The sequence below is a fragment of the Cupriavidus sp. NPDC089707 genome, assembly GCF_044748965.1.
Taxonomy (GTDB): domain Bacteria; phylum Pseudomonadota; class Gammaproteobacteria; order Burkholderiales; family Burkholderiaceae; genus Cupriavidus.
This window is the reverse complement of the sequence record NZ_JBIVHB010000039.1, coordinates 1-19,840: the sequence shown is the minus strand read 5'-3', so window position 1 is coordinate 19,840 and position 19,840 is coordinate 1. Positions and strand designations below refer to the sequence as shown.

Genomic DNA, 19,840 nt, shown 5'->3' with positions numbered 1-19,840 from the left:
GCCGCCGCCCCAACCTGAAACACCACGCAAGCCATGACGCCGTTCCGCACTGCCGCCAGCGCTCCCGCCAGCCTCCAGGGCCTGGCGGGCGCAGTCTCCGCGCCGGCCGCCACGCCGCGGCGCGACGAGATGCGCGACTTCCTGCTGACCGAGCGCGACTTCGAGAAGATCCGCGCGCTGATCCACAAGCGCGCGGGCATTTCGCTGGGCAGCCACAAGCGCGAAATGGTCTACAGCCGGCTGGCGCGCCGCCTGCGCACGCTGCAGCTGGCTGACTTTGCCGCGTACCTGGCGATCCTGGAGACGGACGACCGCTCGCCCGAGTGGGAGTTTTTCACCAACTCGCTGACGACCAACCTGACTTCATTCTTCCGCGAATCGCACCATTTCCCGCTGCTGGCCGAGCATGCGAAGAAGACCGGCCGCCCGTACAGCGTGTGGTGCTCCGCGGCGTCCACCGGCGAGGAACCGTACTCGATCGCCATCACGCTGGCCGAGGCGCTGGGCGAGCGCGCCGCCACCGTGCTGGCCACCGATATCGACACGCAGGTGCTGGCCAAGGCCCGCAGCGGCGTGTATTCGGCCGACCAGGTCGCGCGGCTGTCGCCCGAACGACTCAAGCGCTTTTTCCTGAAAGGCACCGGCCCGCGCGTGGGCTCGGTCAAGGTCAAGCCCGAGCTGGCCGCCACCATCACGTTCGATCCGCTCAACCTGCTCGCGCCCGACTGGGGCATCCGCGAGCAGTTCGATGCGATCTTCTGCCGCAACGTGATGATCTATTTCGACAAGCCGACGCAGGGCCGCATCCTGGAGCGCTTCGTGCCGCTGCTCAAGCCGCACGGCCTGCTCTTTGCCGGGCACTCGGAGAACTTCTCCTACGTCACGCGCGCGTTCCAGCTGCGCGGGCAGACTGTCTACGAACTGGCGCCCGATGCCGCCAGGGCGGGAAGGCCCTGATGCGCACGCCCTATCTGCCCGAGGCGCTGGCCACGCGCACCTACTTCGACCGCGAATTCGGCAAGCAGGCGGTCAAGCTGCTGCCCAACGAGTACTACGTGACGCGCGAGGACGTGGTGCTGACCACGGTGCTGGGTTCGTGCGTCGCCGCGTGCATCCGCGACGAGGTCGCCGGCGTCGGCGGCATGAACCACTTCATGCTGCCCGACGATGAGGGCGGCAGCGGCAGCGCCGACCGCATGCTGTCGCCGTCGATGCGCTACGGCAGCTACGCGCTGGAAGTGCTGATCAACGAGCTGCTCAAGATGGGCGCGCGGCGCGAGCGGCTGGAAGCCAAGGTCTTCGGCGGCGGTGCGGTGCTGGCCAACATGACCACGCTGAACATCGGCGACCGCAACGCGGATTTCGTGCTGCGCTACCTCAAGGCCGAAGAGATCCGCGTTGCGGCGCAGGATCTGCGCGGCCCGCATGCGCGCCGCGTCAGCTATTTCCCGGTCGGCGGGCTGGCGCTGGTGCGCCGCCTGACGCGGCAGGACGACGCGGTCTCGGTGGCGCGCGACGAACGCGCGCTGGCACGGGCCATCGCCACCTCGGCCAGGACCCCGGCGCGCGCGCCGGAGCGCACCCCCGAACTGTTTGCGCGGCAGTCTTCCACGCGCCAGCTTCCCTGAGCCAATCGAACACGAATTCCTATGACTGCCGCCAAGATCAAGGTGCTCTGCGTGGACGATTCCGCGCTGATCCGCAGCCTGATGACGGAGATCATCAACAGCCAGCCTGACATGGAAGTGGTTGGCACCGCGCCCGACCCGCTGGTGGCGCGCGACCTGATCAAGCGCCTGAATCCGGACGTGCTGACGCTGGACGTCGAAATGCCGCGCATGGACGGCCTGGATTTCCTGGAGCGCCTGATGCGGCTGCGGCCGATGCCGGTGCTGATGGTGTCGTCGCTGACCGAGCGCGGCTCGGAAATCACCATGCGCGCGCTGGAACTGGGCGCGGTGGATTTCGTCACCAAGCCCAAGCTCGGCATCCGCGACGGGCTGATTGAATACACCGACACCATCGCCGACAAGCTGCGCGCCGCAGCGCGCGCGCGCGTGCGTGCCGCGGCACAGCCGGCGCCGGGCGCCAGTGCCCCCGCGCCGATGCTGCGCAGCCCGCTGCTGTCGACCGAGAAGCTGATCATCCTGGGCGCCTCCACCGGCGGCACCGAGGCGATCAAGGAATTCCTGATGCCGTTGCCGCCCGACAGCCCAGCGGTCATGATCGTGCAGCATATGCCGGCCGGCTTCACGCGCTCGTTCGCGCAGCGCCTGGACGGGCTGTGCCGCATCACCGTGAAGGAAGCCGAGCACGGCGAACGCGTGCTGCCTGGCCATGCGTACATCGCGCCGGGCGACTCGCACCTGCGGCTGGCGCGCAGCGGCGCCAACTATGTCGCGCACCTGTCGCAGGAAGCGCCGGTCAACCGGCACCGGCCCTCGGTCGACGTGCTGTTCGATTCGGCCGCCGAGCATGGCGGCAAGAACGTGATCGGCGTGATCCTGACCGGCATGGGCAAGGACGGCGCGCGCGGCATGCTGCGCATGCGCGACGCCGGCGCCTATAACCTGGCGCAGGACGAGCACACCTGCATCGTGTTTGGCATGCCGAAGGAGGCGATCGCCGCCGGCGGCGTGCATGAAATCGTGCCCTTGCCGGCGATGACCCAGCGCGTGATGGCGCGCCTGGCCACGTACGGCACGCGCGCGCAACGGGTCTGAACGGATCCGGAAACCTGAACAAGCCCAGACAACAAGCTGAAACAACAAGCTGGACCGACTAGCCAACACTGCATTTACCTGGAGCCCTCAAAGTGGACAAGAGCATCAAGATCCTGGTCGTGGACGATTTCCCGACCATGCGCCGGATCATCCGCAACCTGCTCAAGGAGCTGGGATTCGTCAACGTCGAAGAAGCCGAGGACGGCGCCGCCGGCCTGGAGAAGGCCAAGGACGGCAGCTTCCAGTTCGTGATCTCGGACTGGAACATGCCCAACATGGACGGCCTGTCGATGTTGCAGGCGATCCGCGCCGACGCGAATATCGGCAAGATCCCCGTGCTGATGGTGACGGCCGAGGCCAAGAAGGAAAACATCATCGCCGCGGCCCAGGCCGGCGCCAACGGCTACGTGGTCAAGCCGTTCACGGCAGCCACGCTGGACGAGAAGATCGCCAAGATCTTCGAGAAGCTTGGCGGTTGATCCAAAGGAGCCCTTGCCATGACTCCGACGCTGAGCAACGATTCGGCCGAGCAACTGATCCTCCGCATCGGCAACCTGACGCGGATGCTGCGCGACAATATGCGCGAGCTCGGCCTGGACAAGGAGATCGAGCGCGCCGCGCAGGCCATTCCCGATGCGCGCGACCGGCTCAACTACATCGCGGCGATGACCGAGCAGGCGGCCGAGCGCACGCTGAACGCGGTCGAACTGGCGCAGCCGATCCAGTCCGACATCGAGCAGCAGGCCGAGACGCTGGACAAGCGCTGGGCGGGCTGGTTCGAGCAGCCGGTGGAGCTGGCCGACGCCCGCTCGCTGGTGCTCGACACGCGCGCTTTCCTGTCCGAGGTGCCGGGGCAAGCCCGCGCCACCAACAGCCACCTGCTCGACATCATGATGGCGCAGGACTTCCAGGACCTGACCGGGCAGGTGATCAAGAAGATGATGGACATGATCCGCACGCTGGAGCAGGAGTTGCTGCAGGTGCTGATCGACAATGTCCCGTCCGAACGGCGTGTGGAAGCGCAGGCGCCGTCGACGCTGATGAATGGTCCGCAGGTGAATCCGGAAGGGAAGCCGGATGTGGTGTCGGACCAGGCGCAGGTGGATGATTTGCTGGCGAGTTTGGGGTTCTGAGGTTTTGGTTGGGCAGGTGGTGGGAAGCCTTCGGCTGCGCTGCGCGCACGCCCAATCTCAGCTCTTAGGCTCGGGCACGGAGTGCGTCGCTGCTCTGGCACAGCGTTGTCGCATGCGAGCCCAACAGCTTGTTTCCTCCCGCATGTTTTCTCCCCTCTCCCGCGTGCGGGAGAGGGGCGGGGGAGAGGGCCGGCGCATCCACGAAGTCAACCGCATCAACACCTGCGCACCCGCATCATCCCCGGCAATTCGGCGATGAACGCTCTTTTAAGAGTTTGCCCATACTCGCGCTTGCTGCCTCTCTTCATACTGGGTCCGTCGCTGCGTCGTGGCGACCGGGTTTAGCAGCCCGAATGGATTAGGGCCGAACGACCGCCGTCAGGCGGTATCCTTACGTTCGCCGTGCCTGAGCATGCCCCTTCAATGGGCGGGCCCTGGCAGGGGAGCCTCCGGGCTCGCCGGCTCCTAATCCCCGGTCTGCTAACCCTGCCTTGTGCCCGCCCACCCCTATCAGCACCCGGGGAGCGGGACTGAACCTGTATGGTTAGGGGGCATTCCCATGCTTCAGTCCTTACTTGCCCATTCTGGGCGATTGGCAATCTCCAGTACCTGCACAATGCAGCAGCACGCGCTAGCCGTGCATGCGGAGGTGCGCCATGTATAGCCATAGCCATCACGGCATCACAGCGGAACACAATGGTGCCGACATGCTCGTGACCGCCTACAGCCCGGGCGAGAATCCGCTGAGCCTTGCAGTACAGCGTGCGGCGCAGCTTCATGGGCTCTTGCTCATGGCGAGTGATCATGGTGCTGCGAGCCTTGATCCGGTGGATCTCGACCAAGGAACCTGGGAGGGCTTGCTCTCCCTCGCGGCCCGGTTGGCGCACGAGACGCAGGTGTTGAGTGAACTGGTCGCATTACATGGCCAGGGATTGCAGGCTGACTGACCGTTGGACGGGGTGCGTAGCCGAGCAATCGGCTGCCGCCCCATCCTGGGCGATTTGATCTTTGGGCAGGCGCCGGCGGGCGGCTTGCTGGCGAGGTGGGGGGCCGAGGCGCCGGCTATTTCCACGCGTCCTGGCTACTTCCCCGAAGAAAGAAGCTCATTGCCGATCTGTGGGGACTGAGGGTTGCAGAACGATCCAAAGCGGCCATAGATGGCAAGTGTATTCAGCAGCGGAACCCGGTTTAACGCTGTACCGCCGGTTGCAAGTTCCGCCCGATACGGAAGCATCTATGCGTTGTTGTCATCCGGCTCAGCCCGGCCGAACGTAGCCAACCATCGGTAAGCGTACAGAGAGGCTAAACTGAGCTCACCCATTACGTAGGATATAAAGACGCATTACCATGACCAACATCCGCCTAGGTGACAAACCGTATTCGGAGGAACAGATGACCGGGGAGATATCCGCGTGAGGCCATTTTCACTGCGAGTTTTCGTGCCGTCGGGTGATCCCACGGGTGTATTGATTGCGACCAGAGACGACGGTATTGGCAAGGCAACGATTTTTTCTCGACCGCTCCTTGGCGAGGTTAAGGGTCGGAAAGAGTGGAACTTGCCTGGGATCTACTTGCTTGTAGGCTCTTCCAAAGTCTACATCGGTGAAGGCGACCCGGTAGGCAAGCGTCTTGAGGACCATGCTGCGAAGAAGGCTTTTTGGGAGAGAGCGTTGTACTTCACCGCAGATACGCGACTGAACAAGGCACATATCCAGCATCTGGAGTCAAAGCTGGTTAAGCTCGCTCAGGAAGCGGGCGTTATGACGCTCGATAATGGGAACAATCCGCAGACTCCTGCGTTGGGTGAAGAGGAATATGCGTTCGTCGAGAATGTGCTCGCCGATCTGTTATTGATGCTGCCGCTATTGGGATTCTCGCAATTTGAAGCGTCGCATGCGGGAGGGGAAAGTGTCGATGAAGAGGTAGACGCTCCCAATGTGTCCACTACGGGAAAACGGCGCGCCGTATATTCCGCGATGCCTCGGGGCTTGTTGTTCCATAGCACGTCGAAAGATGCCCGGGCCACGATCGAAACAGTTGAGGGTGGCGTGGTTCTGAAAGCTGGCAGCACTGTGGCAAGGGAATCCGCTCCGAGCTTCGATGTCTGGATGCCAAAGTATGCGCAAATGCGCCGACAACTGATCGACTCTGGGGTCATCGTTCCTGAGAACGGGAAATTGGTTGTGAAACAGGACCAGTTTTTCTCTTCGGCTTCCGGTGCTGCCACGGTCGTGCGCGGGGTTAGCAGTAACGCAGACGGTTGGGTTGGCGCGGACGGTCAGATCCTTGGCGACCTCCTGCGGCAGTGGAAGCAAAAGAATTCTTAGCGACACGGTTCTGTAACAGAAGGGCGGGATCAGGCTTGCGGTTATTGCGGGTCGAAGGGGTGAGCTTGGAGGCTCATCGGCCCACCAACACCGCCGCCACTTCGAACTTCCGCTCTCGACCCACCTAGGCCGTTAGGCGCCCCGCAATCTGTGGCAGCAATCTGACGCATGCAGCCGTTCAGATGCATTCCATGGTCAGCTTGAATCAATCTCGTAGGATGAACTCCCCTTTGAGATGTCAGTATGGGCGCCGTCTTGTGCAGATGAAAGTGTGAACGCTGACTGACGGCACAGCATTCAGCGGGTTGCGGCCGACCTGACGGAAGCAAAAAAGCGACTCAGTTCCTTGGGGGTACCCGACTTCAAGGGAGTGGGTGGAAAATGGGCTGCGACTCTGAAACAATGGGGGGCGCTCTGCTCTGTGTGAACAGATCGCAGGAGAAGAATAACGACCAACTAAAGGTGTCGCGTGCACAAACTGTTTACGGACGGCGCATTTGCGAGAGTCATGCGAGTCGGAGACTCGCGTCGGTTCAATATCGATCTGAAAACTAATCGTGCGGCAATTGTGGCCGAAGCTGTTGCTACTGCCAGCACGGGAAACGCTGAATTCTCTAAAGCATTCAAGACTCTAATCAAGCAACGGCAGTGTCATTCAATTAAGAATTATTCGCACAGCTTGATTCTCAGATCCATCGCGAGATATCTTGGTCATAGATTCCGCATTGTGCCAAGAAGCCGGGATAGTCTTGTCAAAGAAGTCATTGAAACGCTTGGTGACTCAACTCCTATATACATTATCCGGCGGGATATACAGTCATTTTACGAGACATTGCCTACCGACGATGTTAAAAGAAGGCTCGTCTACAGTTCGCAGATTCCAAGTCGTGTTAGACGATATATAAAATCCTATTTTTCGATGTTTTGCCCTGGCAATGGTCGCGGAATTCCGCGCGGGATTGGCATGAGTTCGGTTATTGCAGAACTTGTCATGCACTCTACTGACCAAAAAATTCGGGAAATCGAGGGTATATATAAATATTTTCGCTATTCTGATGATATTCTCATATTTTCGTACATCAAGCCAGACTCCATTATTCCGAGGTTAGAGGAAATTGTTAAGCCAACGGGCCTGCGATTCAATCGCTCAAAATCCTACAGTCGGGAGCTCGATTGTGCAGATGCGAAGAAATCTGTTGCTCAGAGCTTTGAATATCTGGGGTATAAGTTCGGTTTTTTGAATAGTGGGACGGGGAAGAATCCACGCGTGGTGTCCGTGGGCATTTCGGATAGAAAGATTTCGAAAATAAAGACGCGCATTATTTGCGCGCTCAAGAATAACCAAAAGCATCCGGATCTGGCGCTGCTTCAGGATAGAATTAGGTTCTTGGCTAGCAACTACTATGCGTTCCGAAATGGTGCGCCTGCATTAAAAACGTCTCGCTATGTTCGTTCTGGAATTTACTACAATTATCATCTTTGTGGCGAATATAAGGGAGGTAAAAAGTTGGCGCATAAGTGCGCCGAATTGAAATCCCTGGATGCATTTTATCATTCTCTTTTGATTAGTAAAAAAAGCACGTTCAGTGCTGCGTTTGGTACTCCTTTGGGGGCGCCTGGCCTAAAGCGACTTCGCGACATTTCATTTTATAAAGGTTTTTCAATGAAAATGACTGTTCGCTTTCATCCGGATCGAGTGCAAGCTATTAAGGCTGTGTGGCGCAATGCATAAAGAGCGACACTCTGTAGCTTGGCATAAACGTGCATTAGTTACCGAAACACTTCCGTATGAGGTGCCTGTCATTTTCACGAATGACAGGTTTTTCTACTTGGTGACGAGGGAAGACGAGGATGAGGATACCCGGAAGGCGATAAGCAAGATTTTGCAGTCGCCTAAACATTATTCAATTCCGTATCAGTACCAAATTCGGAAAGACAGCACCCGTACAACTGAGTTGAGTATTATTCATCCTCTCTGGCAGTTGGAGATTTGCAATTTTTACGCCGCCCATGAGGGGTCGCTGCTTTCGTTTTGTGCAAAAAGCGAGTATTCACTGCGACGTCCAAATGCAATTGCCTCCATGTATTCGGGTGCAGAAATACTGAATAATGCTGTCTCCCCCAAGCAGGGTATCGTTGAAAAAGAGGATCCTGATGATGAAATAAGTCCATCGCATTTCGTTTCGTACTTTACATACTCAAAATATAATTTATTGAGCAAATTTTACGAATCTAGAGAGTTTCTTCGATTGGAGAAGCGCTTTAGGTTTATGAGGACGCTTGATATTTCAAAATGCTTCTATCATATATACACCCATTCCGTTAGTTGGGCAATCAAGGATAAGAGGTTCGCTAAGTTGCATAGCAACTCGTATTCGTTTGAAGGACGATTTGATCGTCTGATGCAGACGGTGAACTATAACGAGACTAACGGTATTGTCGTTGGCCCAGAGCTTTCGAGGATATTCGCCGAGATTATATTGCAGGAAGTTGATTTATCAATTCAACGAGAACTGACCCAAAAAATGCTCGTCGAGGGACGTGATTATTCCATTAGACGATATGTGGATGACTATGCAATCTTCGCGTCGGGTAATGATTTGCTGGATTATATTCAGAAGGTTGTTGCTGAGAAGCTTGGTGCCGTCAAACTGTATCTTAATGAGAAAAAGATTCAGACCCATGAACGACCGTTTGTGACGCCATTAACGCTTGCGCGATCCGAGTTGGGCGAGAGGCTGAAATCGTTGGAGGACTTTCTTGCAGTCGAGGAGGAACTGTCCCCCATGCGGCTAAACAAACTTCGGGGGATTCTCAAGGAGGTTCGTTCAGTCGCGGCAAAACACGGAATCGATATTGGAAGCGTCAGTGGTTGGGTGATTTCTGCGTTGAGAAGAGCGGCATTTAGGAATAATGCACAGTTCACGTCGAACGCCACCGCGGATGCTGCTGATAAATGGTTGAAGATAACGCAAGTAATCCTTGATCTAACGTTTCACCTATGCGCTTTAGATCTTCGAGTTCGTACCACCTATAGCGCATGTCAGCTCATAAAAGCGATATTTTCAATAAGCGAAAAATTGCCAGACGATCACCTTGATCAGATTAGGCATCTAGTCGCTGATGAGCTGTCCCTCCTAGTCGCGACTTTCGGTAAGAACGGCGAAGTGGGTGATGCAGTAGAGTACTTTAACGTGTTGATTTGTGGCGCCCATTTTCTACGTCAAGAGTTTACGACGAGCAACACGGTTGAAATTGCGCTAAAGAGCCTTGCTGCTGAGGATTTGACATATTTCAAATACATTACGCTAAAGTTTTGCTATCTCTCAGATGCCGAGCATTTCAAGAAAGAACTGTTGGACCTCTGTGACCGAGCGAAACTGATGCTGTTGGCTGGAGACCCCAAACAAGAGTCCCAGTTGTTCCTAATGCTATGCGATTTTCTGAGCTCCCCGGCTGTCCAGGGGAAAGATAAACTCAGCGTCTATAAACACGTCTTCGGCGGGACTATCAGTCTTGCGACGATGGAGCGTGTGGCGAAACGGGTTGGCTTCGTTGATTGGGACGGCCTCAATGTCGATCACATTCTTCGTCGCAAGGAGTTGCGTCCTGTGTACGCTGTGGCATAGTAGCGCCCGGGGCGGGTACGTATGTATGCAGGCAGTCAGGGGACGTTGTACAGGGATCCTGGCTTACGATCGATCGGCAGTTTCGGTTCGAACGGGTCTTCGGACACACACATGGCATCTAACGTATCTGCCCCACTCCAAACACGGATATGTCGCCGTGCGAGTTCGCGGAACCGAGGCGGCGTCAGTTCACTACCGCAAAGCGGTCGCTCGCCGCCCAAATGGCAATGGCGGAGACTGGCCGAACTCGGCCAACTGTCCACCGCCAGCCCACAGCAGCAAGCACAGCGCTGGCCAGAGGGAGTTCGTCCATGGCACGGGCTTGCTTCAAGCCACCCGCTAGTCGCCGCCTTCTCCACTTTCCCCTAAAGTCCCCCACCCACCCCGCCGTTAACCCCCAATCACCCCCATTTCCCAAACAACACCCAAATCCCCCGCCTTTTCCCCTGAATGGGAACCCCCCCACGCTTCGATAATCCGTCCTGACGAATAGCGGCTTGCCGCTTCGCACGGAGCGTGGATGTCCGAAGAAAGCGATCTCGAGAAAACCGAACCCGCCTCACCCCGGCGCCTGGAAAAGGCGCGCGAGGAGGGGCAGGTGGTGCGTTCGCGCGAGCTGGCCACGTTCATCATGCTGATCGCCGGCGTCGTCGGGCTGTGGACGCTGGGCGGCCACATGGGCCGCAGCCTTAACCAGGTCATGCAGGGCGCGCTGCGCTTCGAGCGGGAAACCGCCTTCGATACCTCGCGCATGCTGTCGCGCTTTGCCCTGATGGTGTGGGACAGCCTGCTTGCCTTCCTGCCGCTGCTGCTGCTGTTCGGCGTTGCCGCGCTGGCCGCGCCGCTGATGCTGGGTGGCTGGGTGTTCTCGGCCAAGGCGTTCGCGCCGCAGTTCTCGCGCATGTCGCCGATCGCCGGGCTGGGCCGCATGTTTTCCGCCCACTCGCTGGTCGAGCTCCTCAAGGCCGTGGCCAAGTCGCTGCTGGTTGGCGCGGTCGGGGCCTGGGTGCTGTGGCAGCGCCTGCCGGAAGCCATCGCGCTGATGAACGCGCCGGTGCAGGAAGCGCTGCTGCACATGGTCGACCTGGTGCTGTACTGCTGCCTGGTGGTCTCGCTGTCGCTGCTGGTGGTGGCGGCCATCGACGTGCCGTGGCAGTACTGGGAGTTCTTCAAGAAGCTGCGCATGACCAAGGAAGAGGTCAAGCAGGAATTCAAGGAGAGCGAGGGCGACCCGCATATCAAGAACCGCATCCGCCAGCAGCAGCGCGCCATGGCGCGCCGTCGCATGATGACCGAAGTGCCCAAGGCTGACGTGGTGGTGACCAACCCCACCCACTTCGCCGTGGCGCTGCGCTATGAAGAAGGCCGCATGGGCGCGCCGCGCGTGGTGGCCAAGGGCACCGGCGAAGTCGCCGCGCGCATCCGCGCGCTGGCCGCCGAGCACCGCGTGCCGCTGATGTCGGCGCCGCCGCTGGCGCGCGCGCTGCACCGCCACGTGGAGCTGGGCCACGAGATTCCCGCAGGACTCTATACCGCCGTGGCCGAAGTGCTGGCCTGGGTCTACCAACTGAAGCACTGGCACTACTCGCAGGGCCCGCAGCCGCAGGCGCCGTCGGACCTGCTGGTGCCTGATGAACTCGCTGTACCGGAAAGCCGCGCATGAACGCTCTGAGCTCGCTGTTGAACCTGCCTGGCCTGCGCTCGGCCGGCCAGATGAAGGCCTTCACGGGGCCGCTGCTGATCATCATGATCCTCGGGATGATGATCCTGCCGCTGCCGGCCTTTGTGCTGGACCTGCTGTTCACCTTCAATATCGCGCTGGCGATCATGGTGCTGCTGGTCAGCATGTACACGCAGAAGCCGCTGGACTTTGCCGCGTTCCCCGCGGTGCTGCTGTTTACCACGCTGCTGCGCCTGTCGCTGAACGTCGCTTCCACCCGCGTGGTGCTGCTCGAAGGCCATACCGGCCCCGACGCCGCCGGCAAGGTGGTGGAAGCGTTCGGCCACTTCCTGGTGGGCGGCAACTTCGCCGTCGGCATCGTGGTGTTCGCGATCCTGGTGGTGATCAACTTCATGGTCATCACCAAGGGCGCGGGCCGGATCGCCGAGGTGGGCGCGCGCTTCATGCTGGACTCGATGCCTGGCAAGCAGATGTCGATCGATGCCGACCTCAATGCAGGCCTGATCGACGAAGCCGCCGCCAAGAAGCGCCGTGCCGAGGTGGCGCAGGAATCCGACTTCTACGGCGCCATGGACGGTGCCAGCAAGTTCGTGCGCGGCGACGCCGTGGCGGGCCTGATCATCATGTTCATCAACCTCGCCGCCGGCATGGTGGTGGGCATGGTGCAGCACGACCTGGACTTCGGCACCGCCGTGCACAACTACACGCTGCTGACCATTGGCGACGGCCTGGTCGCGCAGATCCCGGCGCTGGTGATCTCCACCGCGGCCGGCGTGATCGTGTCGCGCGTGGCCAATGAGCAGGACGTTGGCGAACAGCTTACCGGGCAGCTGTTTTCCAACCCGCGCGTGCTGTACCTGACCGCCGGCATCATGGGCCTGATGGGCATTATCCCGGGCATGCCGCATTTCGCCTTCCTGCTGCTGTCCGGCGTGCTGGTCTGGATGGGCCGCTACCTGTCGCGCAAGGCGGCGACGCAGCAGCAGGTGAAGCAGCGCGAGGAACGGACGCCTGCAGTGGCGCAGGAATCGACCGAAGCCAGCTGGGACGACGTCGCGCTGGTCGACCCGCTGGGCATGGAAGTGGGCTATCGCCTGATCACGCTGGTCGACCGCGCGCAGGACGGCGAACTGCTCGGCCGCATCAAGAGCATCCGCAAGAAGGTGGCGCAGGAAATCGGCTTCCTGGTGCCGGTCGTGCATATCCGCGACAACCTGGAGCTGAAGCCCAACGCCTACCGCATCACGCTCAAGGGCGTCGAGATCGGCCGCGGCGAAGCCATGCCGGGGCAGTGGATGGCGATCAACCCCGGGCAGGTCAGCGGCACGCTGCCGGGGGCGGCCACGCGCGACCCCGCCTTCGGGCTGCCGGCGGTGTGGATCGATGCGGGCATCAAGGAGCAGGCGCAGTCCTACGGCTATACCGTGGTCGATGCCAGCACCGTGGTCGCCACGCACCTGAACCACCTGATCCACATGCACGCGGCCGAACTGCTCGGCCGCCAGGAAGTGCAGGCGCTGCTGGACCGCATCGCCAGGGATGCGCCCAAGCTGACCGAAGACCTGGTGCCCAAGACCATCTCGCTGACGGCGCTGCAGAAGATCCTGCAGAACCTGCTCGACGAAGGCGTGGCGATCCGCGACATGCGCACCATCCTCGACGTGGTGGCCGAGCACGCGCCCAAGATCAGCGACCCCAACGAACTGACCGCGATGGTGCGCGTGGCGATGGGCCGCGCCATCACGCAGCAGCTGTTCCCGAACAACGCCGACCTGCAGGTAATCGGCCTCGACGCCGGGCTGGAGCGGGTGCTGTCGCACGCGCTGACCAACGGCGGCGGCATCGAGCCGGGGCTGGCCGATGCGCTGCTGCAGCAGACCCAGGGCGCGGTCACGCGCCAGGAGCAGATGGGGCTGGACCCGGTGCTGCTGGTGCCGTCGCAGCTGCGCCCGCTGATGGCGCGCTTCCTGCGCCGCACGCTGCCGCAGCTGAGGGTGCTGTCGCACGCCGAAGTGCCTGACAACCGCAATATCCGCATCACGGCCATGATCGGCGCGTGAGGTGCAAGCAACAGAGCCCACGACAGAGATAACGATGAGCGTAGCCAAATTTGTCGCCGCCAACGGCCGTGAAGCCATGCGCCAGGTGCGTGAAGCCATGGGCCCCGATGCCGTGGTGCTGTCCAACCGCACCGTCGAAGGCGGCGTAGAGATCGTCGCCATGCGCGATGCCGATCTGGGCAGCGTGTCGGCCGGCGCGCAAACCTACGTGCCGCCCGCGCCGCCGACGGCCGTGCCGGAGGCGCCTGCCATCGGCGACCTGCGCGGCGAGCTGCAGTCGATGCGCGCGATGCTGGAGCGCCAGCTTGCCGGCATCGGCAATGCGCCCGCCGCGGCGGGCCACGGCGTTGCCGCCAGCGACCCGCTGCGCGAATCGCTGTTTGAATGGATGGTGGGCGCGGGTTTCTCCGGCCAGCTGGCGCGCACGCTGCTGGCGCGCCTGCCGCTGGGTTACGACCGTCCCGCCGCGATGACGTGGATTCGCAAGGAGCTGGCCAGCAAGGTGCCGGTGCTTGGCGACGAAGACCACCTGTTCGCGCAGGGCGGCGTGCTGGCGCTGATCGGGCCCACCGGCGTGGGCAAGACCACCACCACCGCCAAACTGGCGGCGCGCTTCGTGCTGCGCCACGGTGCCGACAAGATGGCGCTGCTGACCACCGACAGCTTCCGCATCGGCGCGCATGAGCAGCTGCGCATCTACGGCGACATCCTCGGCGTGCCGGTGCATGCGGTGAAAGACGCCGCCGACCTGCGCTTTGCGCTGGCGGCGATGAAGGACAAGCATCTGGTCATCATCGACACCGTCGGCATGAGCCAGCGCGACCGCAGCCTGTCGGAGCAGATCGCCATGCTGGCCGGCGTGCCCGCGCCGGTGCAGCGCGTGCTGCTGCTCAACGGCGCCAGCCACGGCGACACGCTCAATGAAGTCGTGCATGCCTACCGCCACGATGCCGCGCCCGATGACGGCGGCATCGACGGCTGCATCATCAGCAAGCTGGATGAGGCCACGCACCTGGGCTCCGTGCTCGATGTGGTGATCCGCCACCGCCTGCCGGTGTTCTACGCCTCCACCGGCCAGCGCGTGCCTGAGCACCTGGAACTGGCCAGCGGCACCGCGCTGGTCGAACGCGCTTTCCTGACGCCGCGCCGCGGCTCGGTCTTCGCCGATGCCGACGCCGCGCGCCGCCGCCAGACCGTCGCGGACGAGCAGGCCGGGAACGGTGGGAATGGCGGTAAGGGCGGCGCCGACGACGTCCTGCGCTCGCTGACCGACAGCGCCGATGCGCTGGGCCAGTGCGTCGCGGAACTCAATGGCGCGGGCCTTGGCTTCGACCTGGCGCGCTCGCTGTGGCAGCAGCGCACCGCGGGCGATACCGTGCTGCGCGCGATGGCACAGCAGGTACGCGAAGCCGTCTGCCGCGATGTCAACCGCGCCTGCGACCAGTACGTGCTGGCGCTGGCAGCCACGCTGCCGGTCAGCGTGCCCGGCCGCCGCACGCCGCAGCCGCTGCAGCACACGCTGTGGCTGGGCGATCGCGATGGCACGCCGCTGGCCGCCACCGTCACCGCCGCCGGCCGCGCCGGCCAGCCGCTGGGCGAGGCCGACGCTGAGGCCGCTAACCTGCGTGCCGCCATGAGCGCTGCGCGCAAGGTGGTCAACCTGGTCGACGCGATGCCGTCCGCCGCCACGCTGGCGCGCTGGCAGCAGGCGGGCGAACGCTGGATCGCGGGCGCGCGCAAGACCGTGCGCGTGGTCAGCGCAGGCGCCGCCTGGAAGCTCGACGCGCTCGCCGATACGCTGACCTTCCACGCCGTCGGCGACGCAGAGGTGCGCGATCGCGAGGCTGTGCGCTGGCTCGCCACTGCCGAAGTGCGCGTGCCCGACAGCCCCGCCCGCGGCAGGGGCGCCCCCGAAGGCGGCATCGATGCCTGCCTGGTGGTGGTGCGCCTGGTCGACCGCGCTAGCGGCGAACTGCTCGATACCCGCTACCTGCTGTGCGACCCCGCGCTGGCGCCGGACGCGGCACAGGTGGCGCACTGGGCGCCGTGGTCGGATACCGCCGAAACGCGCCTGCGCACGCTGCGCCATGCCGCCGACCATTTCGCGCAGGATGCCGAAGCCGGGCACGCCGCCAGTGCCGCACTCGCGGCGCTGCAGCTTGGCCTGTCCGTGCTGCGCCTCGAACACGCGCCGACCGCGACCGCCCCGGCCTTCCTGGCACGGCTGGCTGGCCGCACCGTGCGGGGTGGCACGGCGGTGCCGGGCACCGTGCTCAATGAAGGCATGGGCCGCATGCTGGCGCTGCTCGACGTATTGGAGAACTATCCCGGCCGCACGGCGGCGGCACCTGCCGCTGCCGTGGAGGTGGTCGATGCGATGCGGGCCGATGCGATGGGAGTCGATACCATGGGAGCCCTGCAGTGAGCACCCTTGCCATGGACCAGGCAGAGAGCCTGCGGCGCATGCTGGCGCCGCGTACCACGCGCCGTATCGCCGTGGTCGCCAGCGAACGCGGTGCCGGCGCCACCACCGTGGCGCTAGGCCTGTCGCACGCCCTGGCGATGCAGGGCGAGCGCGTGCTGCTGCTCGACGAGGACCCGGCCACGGCGCGCGCAACCCGGCTTGCCGGCGCGACCCCGGCCGGCACGCTCGCCGACGTGCAGGAAGGACGCCTGCCACTGGAAGCCGCGGCGGGCGCCGGCACCGGCGGCGCGGTATCGGTGCTGCCGGCTGGCCGCCAACGCGCGGGGCTTGAGGTGCCGGCTGCGGCGCTGTCGGCCTTCCGCAGCGTGCTGATCGATGCCACCGCCGATGCCGACGGCGCGCTGTCGCCCTTTGCCGGCGGCGCGCACAACGTGGTGATCGTGATGCGCCCGGAACTGGCGTCGATCACCGCCGCGTACGCCTGCATCAAGCGCCTGCACCACCTGTACGCCTGGCGCCGCTTCCACCTGGTGGTCAACATGGCCACCACCGAGGCCGCCGTGCACGCGATCCTGCGCAACCTGGCGCGTACCGCCAGCCAGTACCTGGGCGTGGAAGTGCTGTGCGCCGGCTGGCTGCCGGCCGATCCGCTGGTGGCGCGCGGCGTGCAGCTCGGCCGCTGCGTGGTGGAGGCCTTCCCGGCCGCCCCCGCGACCAGCGCGCTGCGCCGCACCGCCGGCAGCATCGGCGGGTGGCCGCTGCGCGCCGAGGCGCCAGCCCCCGCCGCAACGCCCGTGCCGGCATGAGCCCCGCCCGAGCCATGCCTTACCAACGAACCAGACCCTGAGCCAGCCGGCGCGCCGCGTGGCGCGCCCGTCCAGCAATCCAGCATTCACGAGAATTGCACCATGTACACGATCCAGGGAAAGCTCGACCAGGCCGATGTGGTCAAGGCGCACGCACAGCTGGTGCGTCGCATCGCCCTGCAGCTGGCCGCCAAGCTGCCTGCCAGCGTGCAGATCGACGACCTGATCCAGGCCGGCATGATCGGCCTGCTCGATGCCGCCAAGCGCTATGAAGACACCCACGGCGCGCGCTTCGAGACCTACGCCAGCCAGCGCATCCGCGGCGCCATGCTCGACGAGGTGCGCGCCAACGACTGGCAGTCGCGCAGCCTGCGCCAGTTCACGCGGCGCATCGAACGCACCCAGCGCTCGCTCGAGCAGAAGCTCGGACGCACGCCGCTCGATTCCGAGGTGGCCGAGGCAATGGAAATGCCGCTGGACGAATACCAGGTCCTGCTCAACGAGGTCTATGGCTGCCAGCTGCTCCATTACGAAGATTTCGAGCGCTCCGGCGAAGAGGATTTCCTCGACCGCCATCTTGGCGGCAGCGACGACGGCAATCCGCTGGCGGTGCTGATGGAGAGTGGCATGCGCCAGGCGCTGATCCGCGCCATCGACCGGCTGCCCGAGCGCGAGAAGCTGGTGCTGTCGCTGTGCTATGACCAGGAGCTGAACCTGCGGGAGATCGGGGCGGTGCTGAATGTGACCGAGTCGCGAGTGTGCCAGATCCGGGGGCAGGCGATTACGCGGTTGCGGAATCAGTTGCGTGGGTTGTTGTGATGGCTGGCTTGGCGCGCGGCGCCTGTCTCGCGCTTGTGGCGGTGTCTGCGTGTGCCTGGGCGGCGAATGAAGGTGGGACGCGGCATGCGTGGACCGGGTCGGTCAATGGGCCGGCGTTGCATGGGCGGGGGCAGCGGGCCGTATCGGCGCCTATTCAGCCAGCAGGGGTGTTACCTCAGTCCGAAGGGGTGATTACTACGGTGCGGTGGCGTTATCGCTTCGCGCAGACGCCGCCTTTAGAGCTGCAGGCATATCTCTGCAATGCGCAGCGGTGTGTGATGTTGCCTCAGGCCGAGGGGCAGACTTCAGCGTTCTCCGGGGATGATGCTACCAAGGGGTTTGTGTTTGCGTTCCGGGTGCCGGGGCAGGGGAGTCTGGTGCCGGTTTTGCAGGGGCGGAGTGCTGAGGTGGTGGTTGGATTTCGGTAGGGGGCTTTTTTTGTTTTGTTGTGCCTTGCGGCTGGGCATCTGGTGGAGATTTGATGCGCCCGGTTCCGCCCTATAGGGCGGGTAACCTTTTGTCCGAGCGACAAAAAGTCACTACTAGCAGTTCGGCCTATCATCGGGGTTACAAGTACGGTAAGTTATTGATTTAATTGAATTTACTGTGCATGGCTGTGCAACCGTGTTAAGCACGATCGATCCGCATCCTACGGTGCAGGGTTCCACGCGGCCCTGTCGGCCTACCTCCAGATCACGCTGCAATTCGGCGAGGTCAGCCTGGAATACTGGGACGTGCTGGCGTACCTGTACGAGTGCCGTTCGCACTGACGGTCTCGAATTTCGATTCCGAAAAAGCACATCCATTTTCGGATTAATCCTATAGACCGCAGTCACGGCGGAGTGAGTTAATGCCATCCGTAGCAGTGTCAGTGGGTTGACGCTGCTGCGGATGAGCTGGCTTTCCCCGCAGGCTCGTCCATTTCTCTGCTCCCCCAGGGCGTTCGTCCAGTGCGGCCTGGGTTTTTTTCCGCTTGCGCCAGGGGAAGCCGCATCACATTGGCCATCAGCAGGGGCCGGCGTACCGCATTCGCAGTTCAGATCAGCAACAGAATCAGAAGTCCAAGCTATGAACAGCAATTTCTATCGTCTCGTCTTCAGCCGTGCCAGGAACATGCTGGTCGCGGTGCAGGAATGTGCAGCAGGGTATGGCAAGGGCCGCCAAGGAGCCACGCGTGCGGTGCGCGCTACTGTACTGGACGCGGTATCGGTGGCCCGCTTTGCCCTGCCGGCGATCACGCTGGCGGTGTTGCTGCTGACCGGCCTGCCAGTGGTGAGCCTCGCGCAGGTGGTGGCCGATCCCAATGCCGGCGCCAACCGGCCGACCGTGGTGCAGACGGCCAACGGCATCCAGCAAGTGAACATCACCAGGCCATCCGCCGCCGGGGTGTCCACCAACGGCTACACGCAATTCGATGTACCGAAGGCGGGCGTGATCCTGAACAACTCGCCGGTCGTCACGAACACCCAGCAGGCGGGGTATGTGAACGGCAACCCGAACCTGCTGCCTGGCGGCTCGGCGCGGATCATCGTCAACCAGGTCAACAGTCCAACCGCGAGCCCGAGCCAGTTGCGCGGCTACATCGAGGTGGCAGGCCCCGGTGCCCAGGTCGTGGTGGCCAATCCAAATGGGTTGCTGGTGGATGGGCTTGGCTTCATCAATACCACCCGCGCGACCCTCACCACGGGATCACCGGTCTTCGGCGGCAGCGGCAGCCTCGACGCCTACCGCGTGACCGGTGGCCAGATCACCGTGCAGGGCGATGGCCTGAACGCGGTGAATGTGGATCAGGTGGACCTGATCGCGCGCGCCGTGCAGGCCAATGCCGCCATTTACGGCAACCGCCTCAGCGTGATTGCTGGCGCCAATCAGGTTGACTACAACACCCTGCAGGCCACGCCGATTGCGGGAACGGGCGCGGTGCCAGCGGTGGGCATCGACGTAAGCCAGCTGGGCGGGATGTATGCGAACAAGATCATTCTCGCCTCTAACGAGAACGGTGTCGGCGTGTCCTTGCGCGGCGTCCAGGCGGCCCAGGCCGGCGACCTGACCCTGACGGCGCAGGGCCAGTTGATCCTAACCGGCCAGACGAACGCGAGCGGCAGCTTCGTCGCCTATGCGCGCGATGGCATCGACAACAGCGGCACCACCTACGCCAAAGGCGCCGCCTCGATCAACACCGACGGCACGCTGACCAACAGCGGCACGCTGGCCGCGCAGCAATGGGTCAATGCCTA

16 protein-coding genes are annotated in these 19,840 nt (G+C 62.6%); all 16 read left to right on the top strand.

Going from position 1 to position 19,840, the window contains the following annotated elements:
• The first annotated feature begins 33 nt into the window (after nt 1–33).
• Entirely contained in the window at nt 34–957 is a 924-nt protein-coding gene (locus tag ACIP1U_RS31560; RefSeq protein WP_400323539.1) for a CheR family methyltransferase, read from the top strand.
• Nucleotides 957–1,628 (top strand): chemoreceptor glutamine deamidase CheD, encoded by a 672-nt coding sequence (gene cheD, locus ACIP1U_RS31555; protein ID WP_400323536.1) that lies wholly within the window; start codon nt 957–959, stop codon nt 1,626–1,628. The genes ACIP1U_RS31560 and cheD overlap by 1 nt, the downstream gene beginning before the upstream one ends.
• Nucleotides 1,629–1,649: 21 nt before the next feature.
• Entirely contained in the window at nt 1,650–2,723 is a 1,074-nt protein-coding gene (locus tag ACIP1U_RS31550; protein WP_400323534.1) for a chemotaxis response regulator protein-glutamate methylesterase, read from the top strand.
• Between the two features lie 92 nt (nt 2,724–2,815).
• A complete protein-coding gene (gene cheY, locus ACIP1U_RS31545) occupies nt 2,816–3,202 on the top strand; it encodes a chemotaxis response regulator CheY (protein WP_400323531.1) in 387 nt (128 codons plus the stop codon).
• Between the two features lie 18 nt (nt 3,203–3,220).
• Nucleotides 3,221–3,856 (top strand): protein phosphatase CheZ, encoded by a 636-nt coding sequence (gene cheZ / locus ACIP1U_RS31540; RefSeq protein ID WP_400323529.1) that lies wholly within the window; start codon nt 3,221–3,223, stop codon nt 3,854–3,856.
• A 656-nt stretch (nt 3,857–4,512) separates the two neighbouring features.
• Nucleotides 4,513–4,803 (top strand): hypothetical protein, encoded by a 291-nt coding sequence (locus tag ACIP1U_RS31535; protein ID WP_400323527.1) that lies wholly within the window; start codon nt 4,513–4,515, stop codon nt 4,801–4,803.
• A 609-nt stretch (nt 4,804–5,412) separates the two neighbouring features.
• Nucleotides 5,413–6,183 (top strand): GIY-YIG nuclease family protein, encoded by a 771-nt coding sequence (locus tag ACIP1U_RS31530; protein WP_400323524.1) that lies wholly within the window; start codon nt 5,413–5,415, stop codon nt 6,181–6,183.
• 469 nt (nt 6,184–6,652) lie between these two features.
• Nucleotides 6,653–7,915, top strand: a complete 1,263-nt coding sequence (gene drt3a / locus ACIP1U_RS31525) for an antiviral reverse transcriptase Drt3a (protein ID WP_400323522.1) — start codon at nt 6,653–6,655, stop codon at nt 7,913–7,915.
• Nucleotides 7,908–9,812, top strand: a complete 1,905-nt coding sequence (drt3b, locus tag ACIP1U_RS31520; RefSeq protein WP_400323520.1) for an antiviral reverse transcriptase Drt3b — start codon at nt 7,908–7,910, stop codon at nt 9,810–9,812. Before drt3a ends, drt3b begins: the two co-directional genes overlap by 8 nt.
• A 520-nt stretch (nt 9,813–10,332) precedes the next feature.
• A complete protein-coding gene (gene flhB, locus ACIP1U_RS31515; protein ID WP_400323518.1) occupies nt 10,333–11,475 on the top strand; it encodes a flagellar biosynthesis protein FlhB in 1,143 nt (380 codons plus the stop codon).
• On the top strand, nt 11,472–13,553 hold the full coding sequence (gene flhA, locus ACIP1U_RS31510) for a flagellar biosynthesis protein FlhA (RefSeq protein WP_400323515.1): 2,082 nt from the start codon (nt 11,472–11,474) through the stop codon (nt 13,551–13,553). The genes flhB and flhA overlap by 4 nt, the downstream gene beginning before the upstream one ends.
• Before the next feature lie 34 nt (nt 13,554–13,587).
• Nucleotides 13,588–15,978: a flagellar biosynthesis protein FlhF gene (gene flhF, locus ACIP1U_RS31505; protein WP_400323512.1), complete on the top strand. Its 2,391-nt coding sequence runs from the start codon at nt 13,588–13,590 to the stop codon at nt 15,976–15,978.
• 11 nt (nt 15,979–15,989) lie between these two features.
• Nucleotides 15,990–16,784, top strand: coding sequence for a MinD/ParA family protein (locus ACIP1U_RS31500; RefSeq protein ID WP_400323592.1), 795 nt, complete (start codon nt 15,990–15,992; stop codon nt 16,782–16,784).
• Between the two features lie 102 nt (nt 16,785–16,886).
• Nucleotides 16,887–17,603: an RNA polymerase sigma factor FliA gene (locus ACIP1U_RS31495; RefSeq protein ID WP_400323509.1), complete on the top strand. Its 717-nt coding sequence runs from the start codon at nt 16,887–16,889 to the stop codon at nt 17,601–17,603.
• Complete coding sequence (locus ACIP1U_RS31490; protein WP_400323506.1) at nt 17,603–18,031, top strand: flagellar protein FlhE; 429 nt, start codon at nt 17,603–17,605, stop codon at nt 18,029–18,031. Before ACIP1U_RS31495 ends, ACIP1U_RS31490 begins: the two co-directional genes overlap by 1 nt.
• A 640-nt stretch (nt 18,032–18,671) precedes the next feature.
• On the top strand, nt 18,672–19,840 hold a 1,169-nt coding region (locus ACIP1U_RS31485), incomplete at its 3' end, for a filamentous hemagglutinin N-terminal domain-containing protein (RefSeq protein ID WP_400323503.1).

Bases quoted from the DNA above. Each gene is read 5' to 3' on its own strand.
- ACIP1U_RS31560 (WP_400323539.1), top strand. From the start codon at position 34: ATGACGCCGTTCCGCACTGCCGCCAGCGCTCCCGCCAGCCTCCAGGGC.
- cheD (WP_400323536.1), top strand. From the start codon at position 957: ATGCGCACGCCCTATCTGCCCGAGGCGCTGGCCACGCGCACCTACTTC.
- ACIP1U_RS31550 (WP_400323534.1), top strand. From the start codon at position 1,650: ATGACTGCCGCCAAGATCAAGGTGCTCTGCGTGGACGATTCCGCGCTG.
- cheZ (WP_400323529.1), top strand. From the start codon at position 3,221: ATGACTCCGACGCTGAGCAACGATTCGGCCGAGCAACTGATCCTCCGC.
- ACIP1U_RS31535 (WP_400323527.1), top strand. From the start codon at position 4,513: ATGTATAGCCATAGCCATCACGGCATCACAGCGGAACACAATGGTGCC.
- drt3b (WP_400323520.1), top strand. From the start codon at position 7,908: ATGCATAAAGAGCGACACTCTGTAGCTTGGCATAAACGTGCATTAGTT.
- flhB (WP_400323518.1), top strand. From the start codon at position 10,333: ATGTCCGAAGAAAGCGATCTCGAGAAAACCGAACCCGCCTCACCCCGG.
- flhA (WP_400323515.1), top strand. From the start codon at position 11,472: ATGAACGCTCTGAGCTCGCTGTTGAACCTGCCTGGCCTGCGCTCGGCC.
- flhF (WP_400323512.1), top strand. From the start codon at position 13,588: ATGAGCGTAGCCAAATTTGTCGCCGCCAACGGCCGTGAAGCCATGCGC.
- ACIP1U_RS31500 (WP_400323592.1), top strand. From the start codon at position 15,990: ATGGACCAGGCAGAGAGCCTGCGGCGCATGCTGGCGCCGCGTACCACG.
- ACIP1U_RS31495 (WP_400323509.1), top strand. From the start codon at position 16,887: ATGTACACGATCCAGGGAAAGCTCGACCAGGCCGATGTGGTCAAGGCG.
- ACIP1U_RS31490 (WP_400323506.1), top strand. From the start codon at position 17,603: ATGGCTGGCTTGGCGCGCGGCGCCTGTCTCGCGCTTGTGGCGGTGTCT.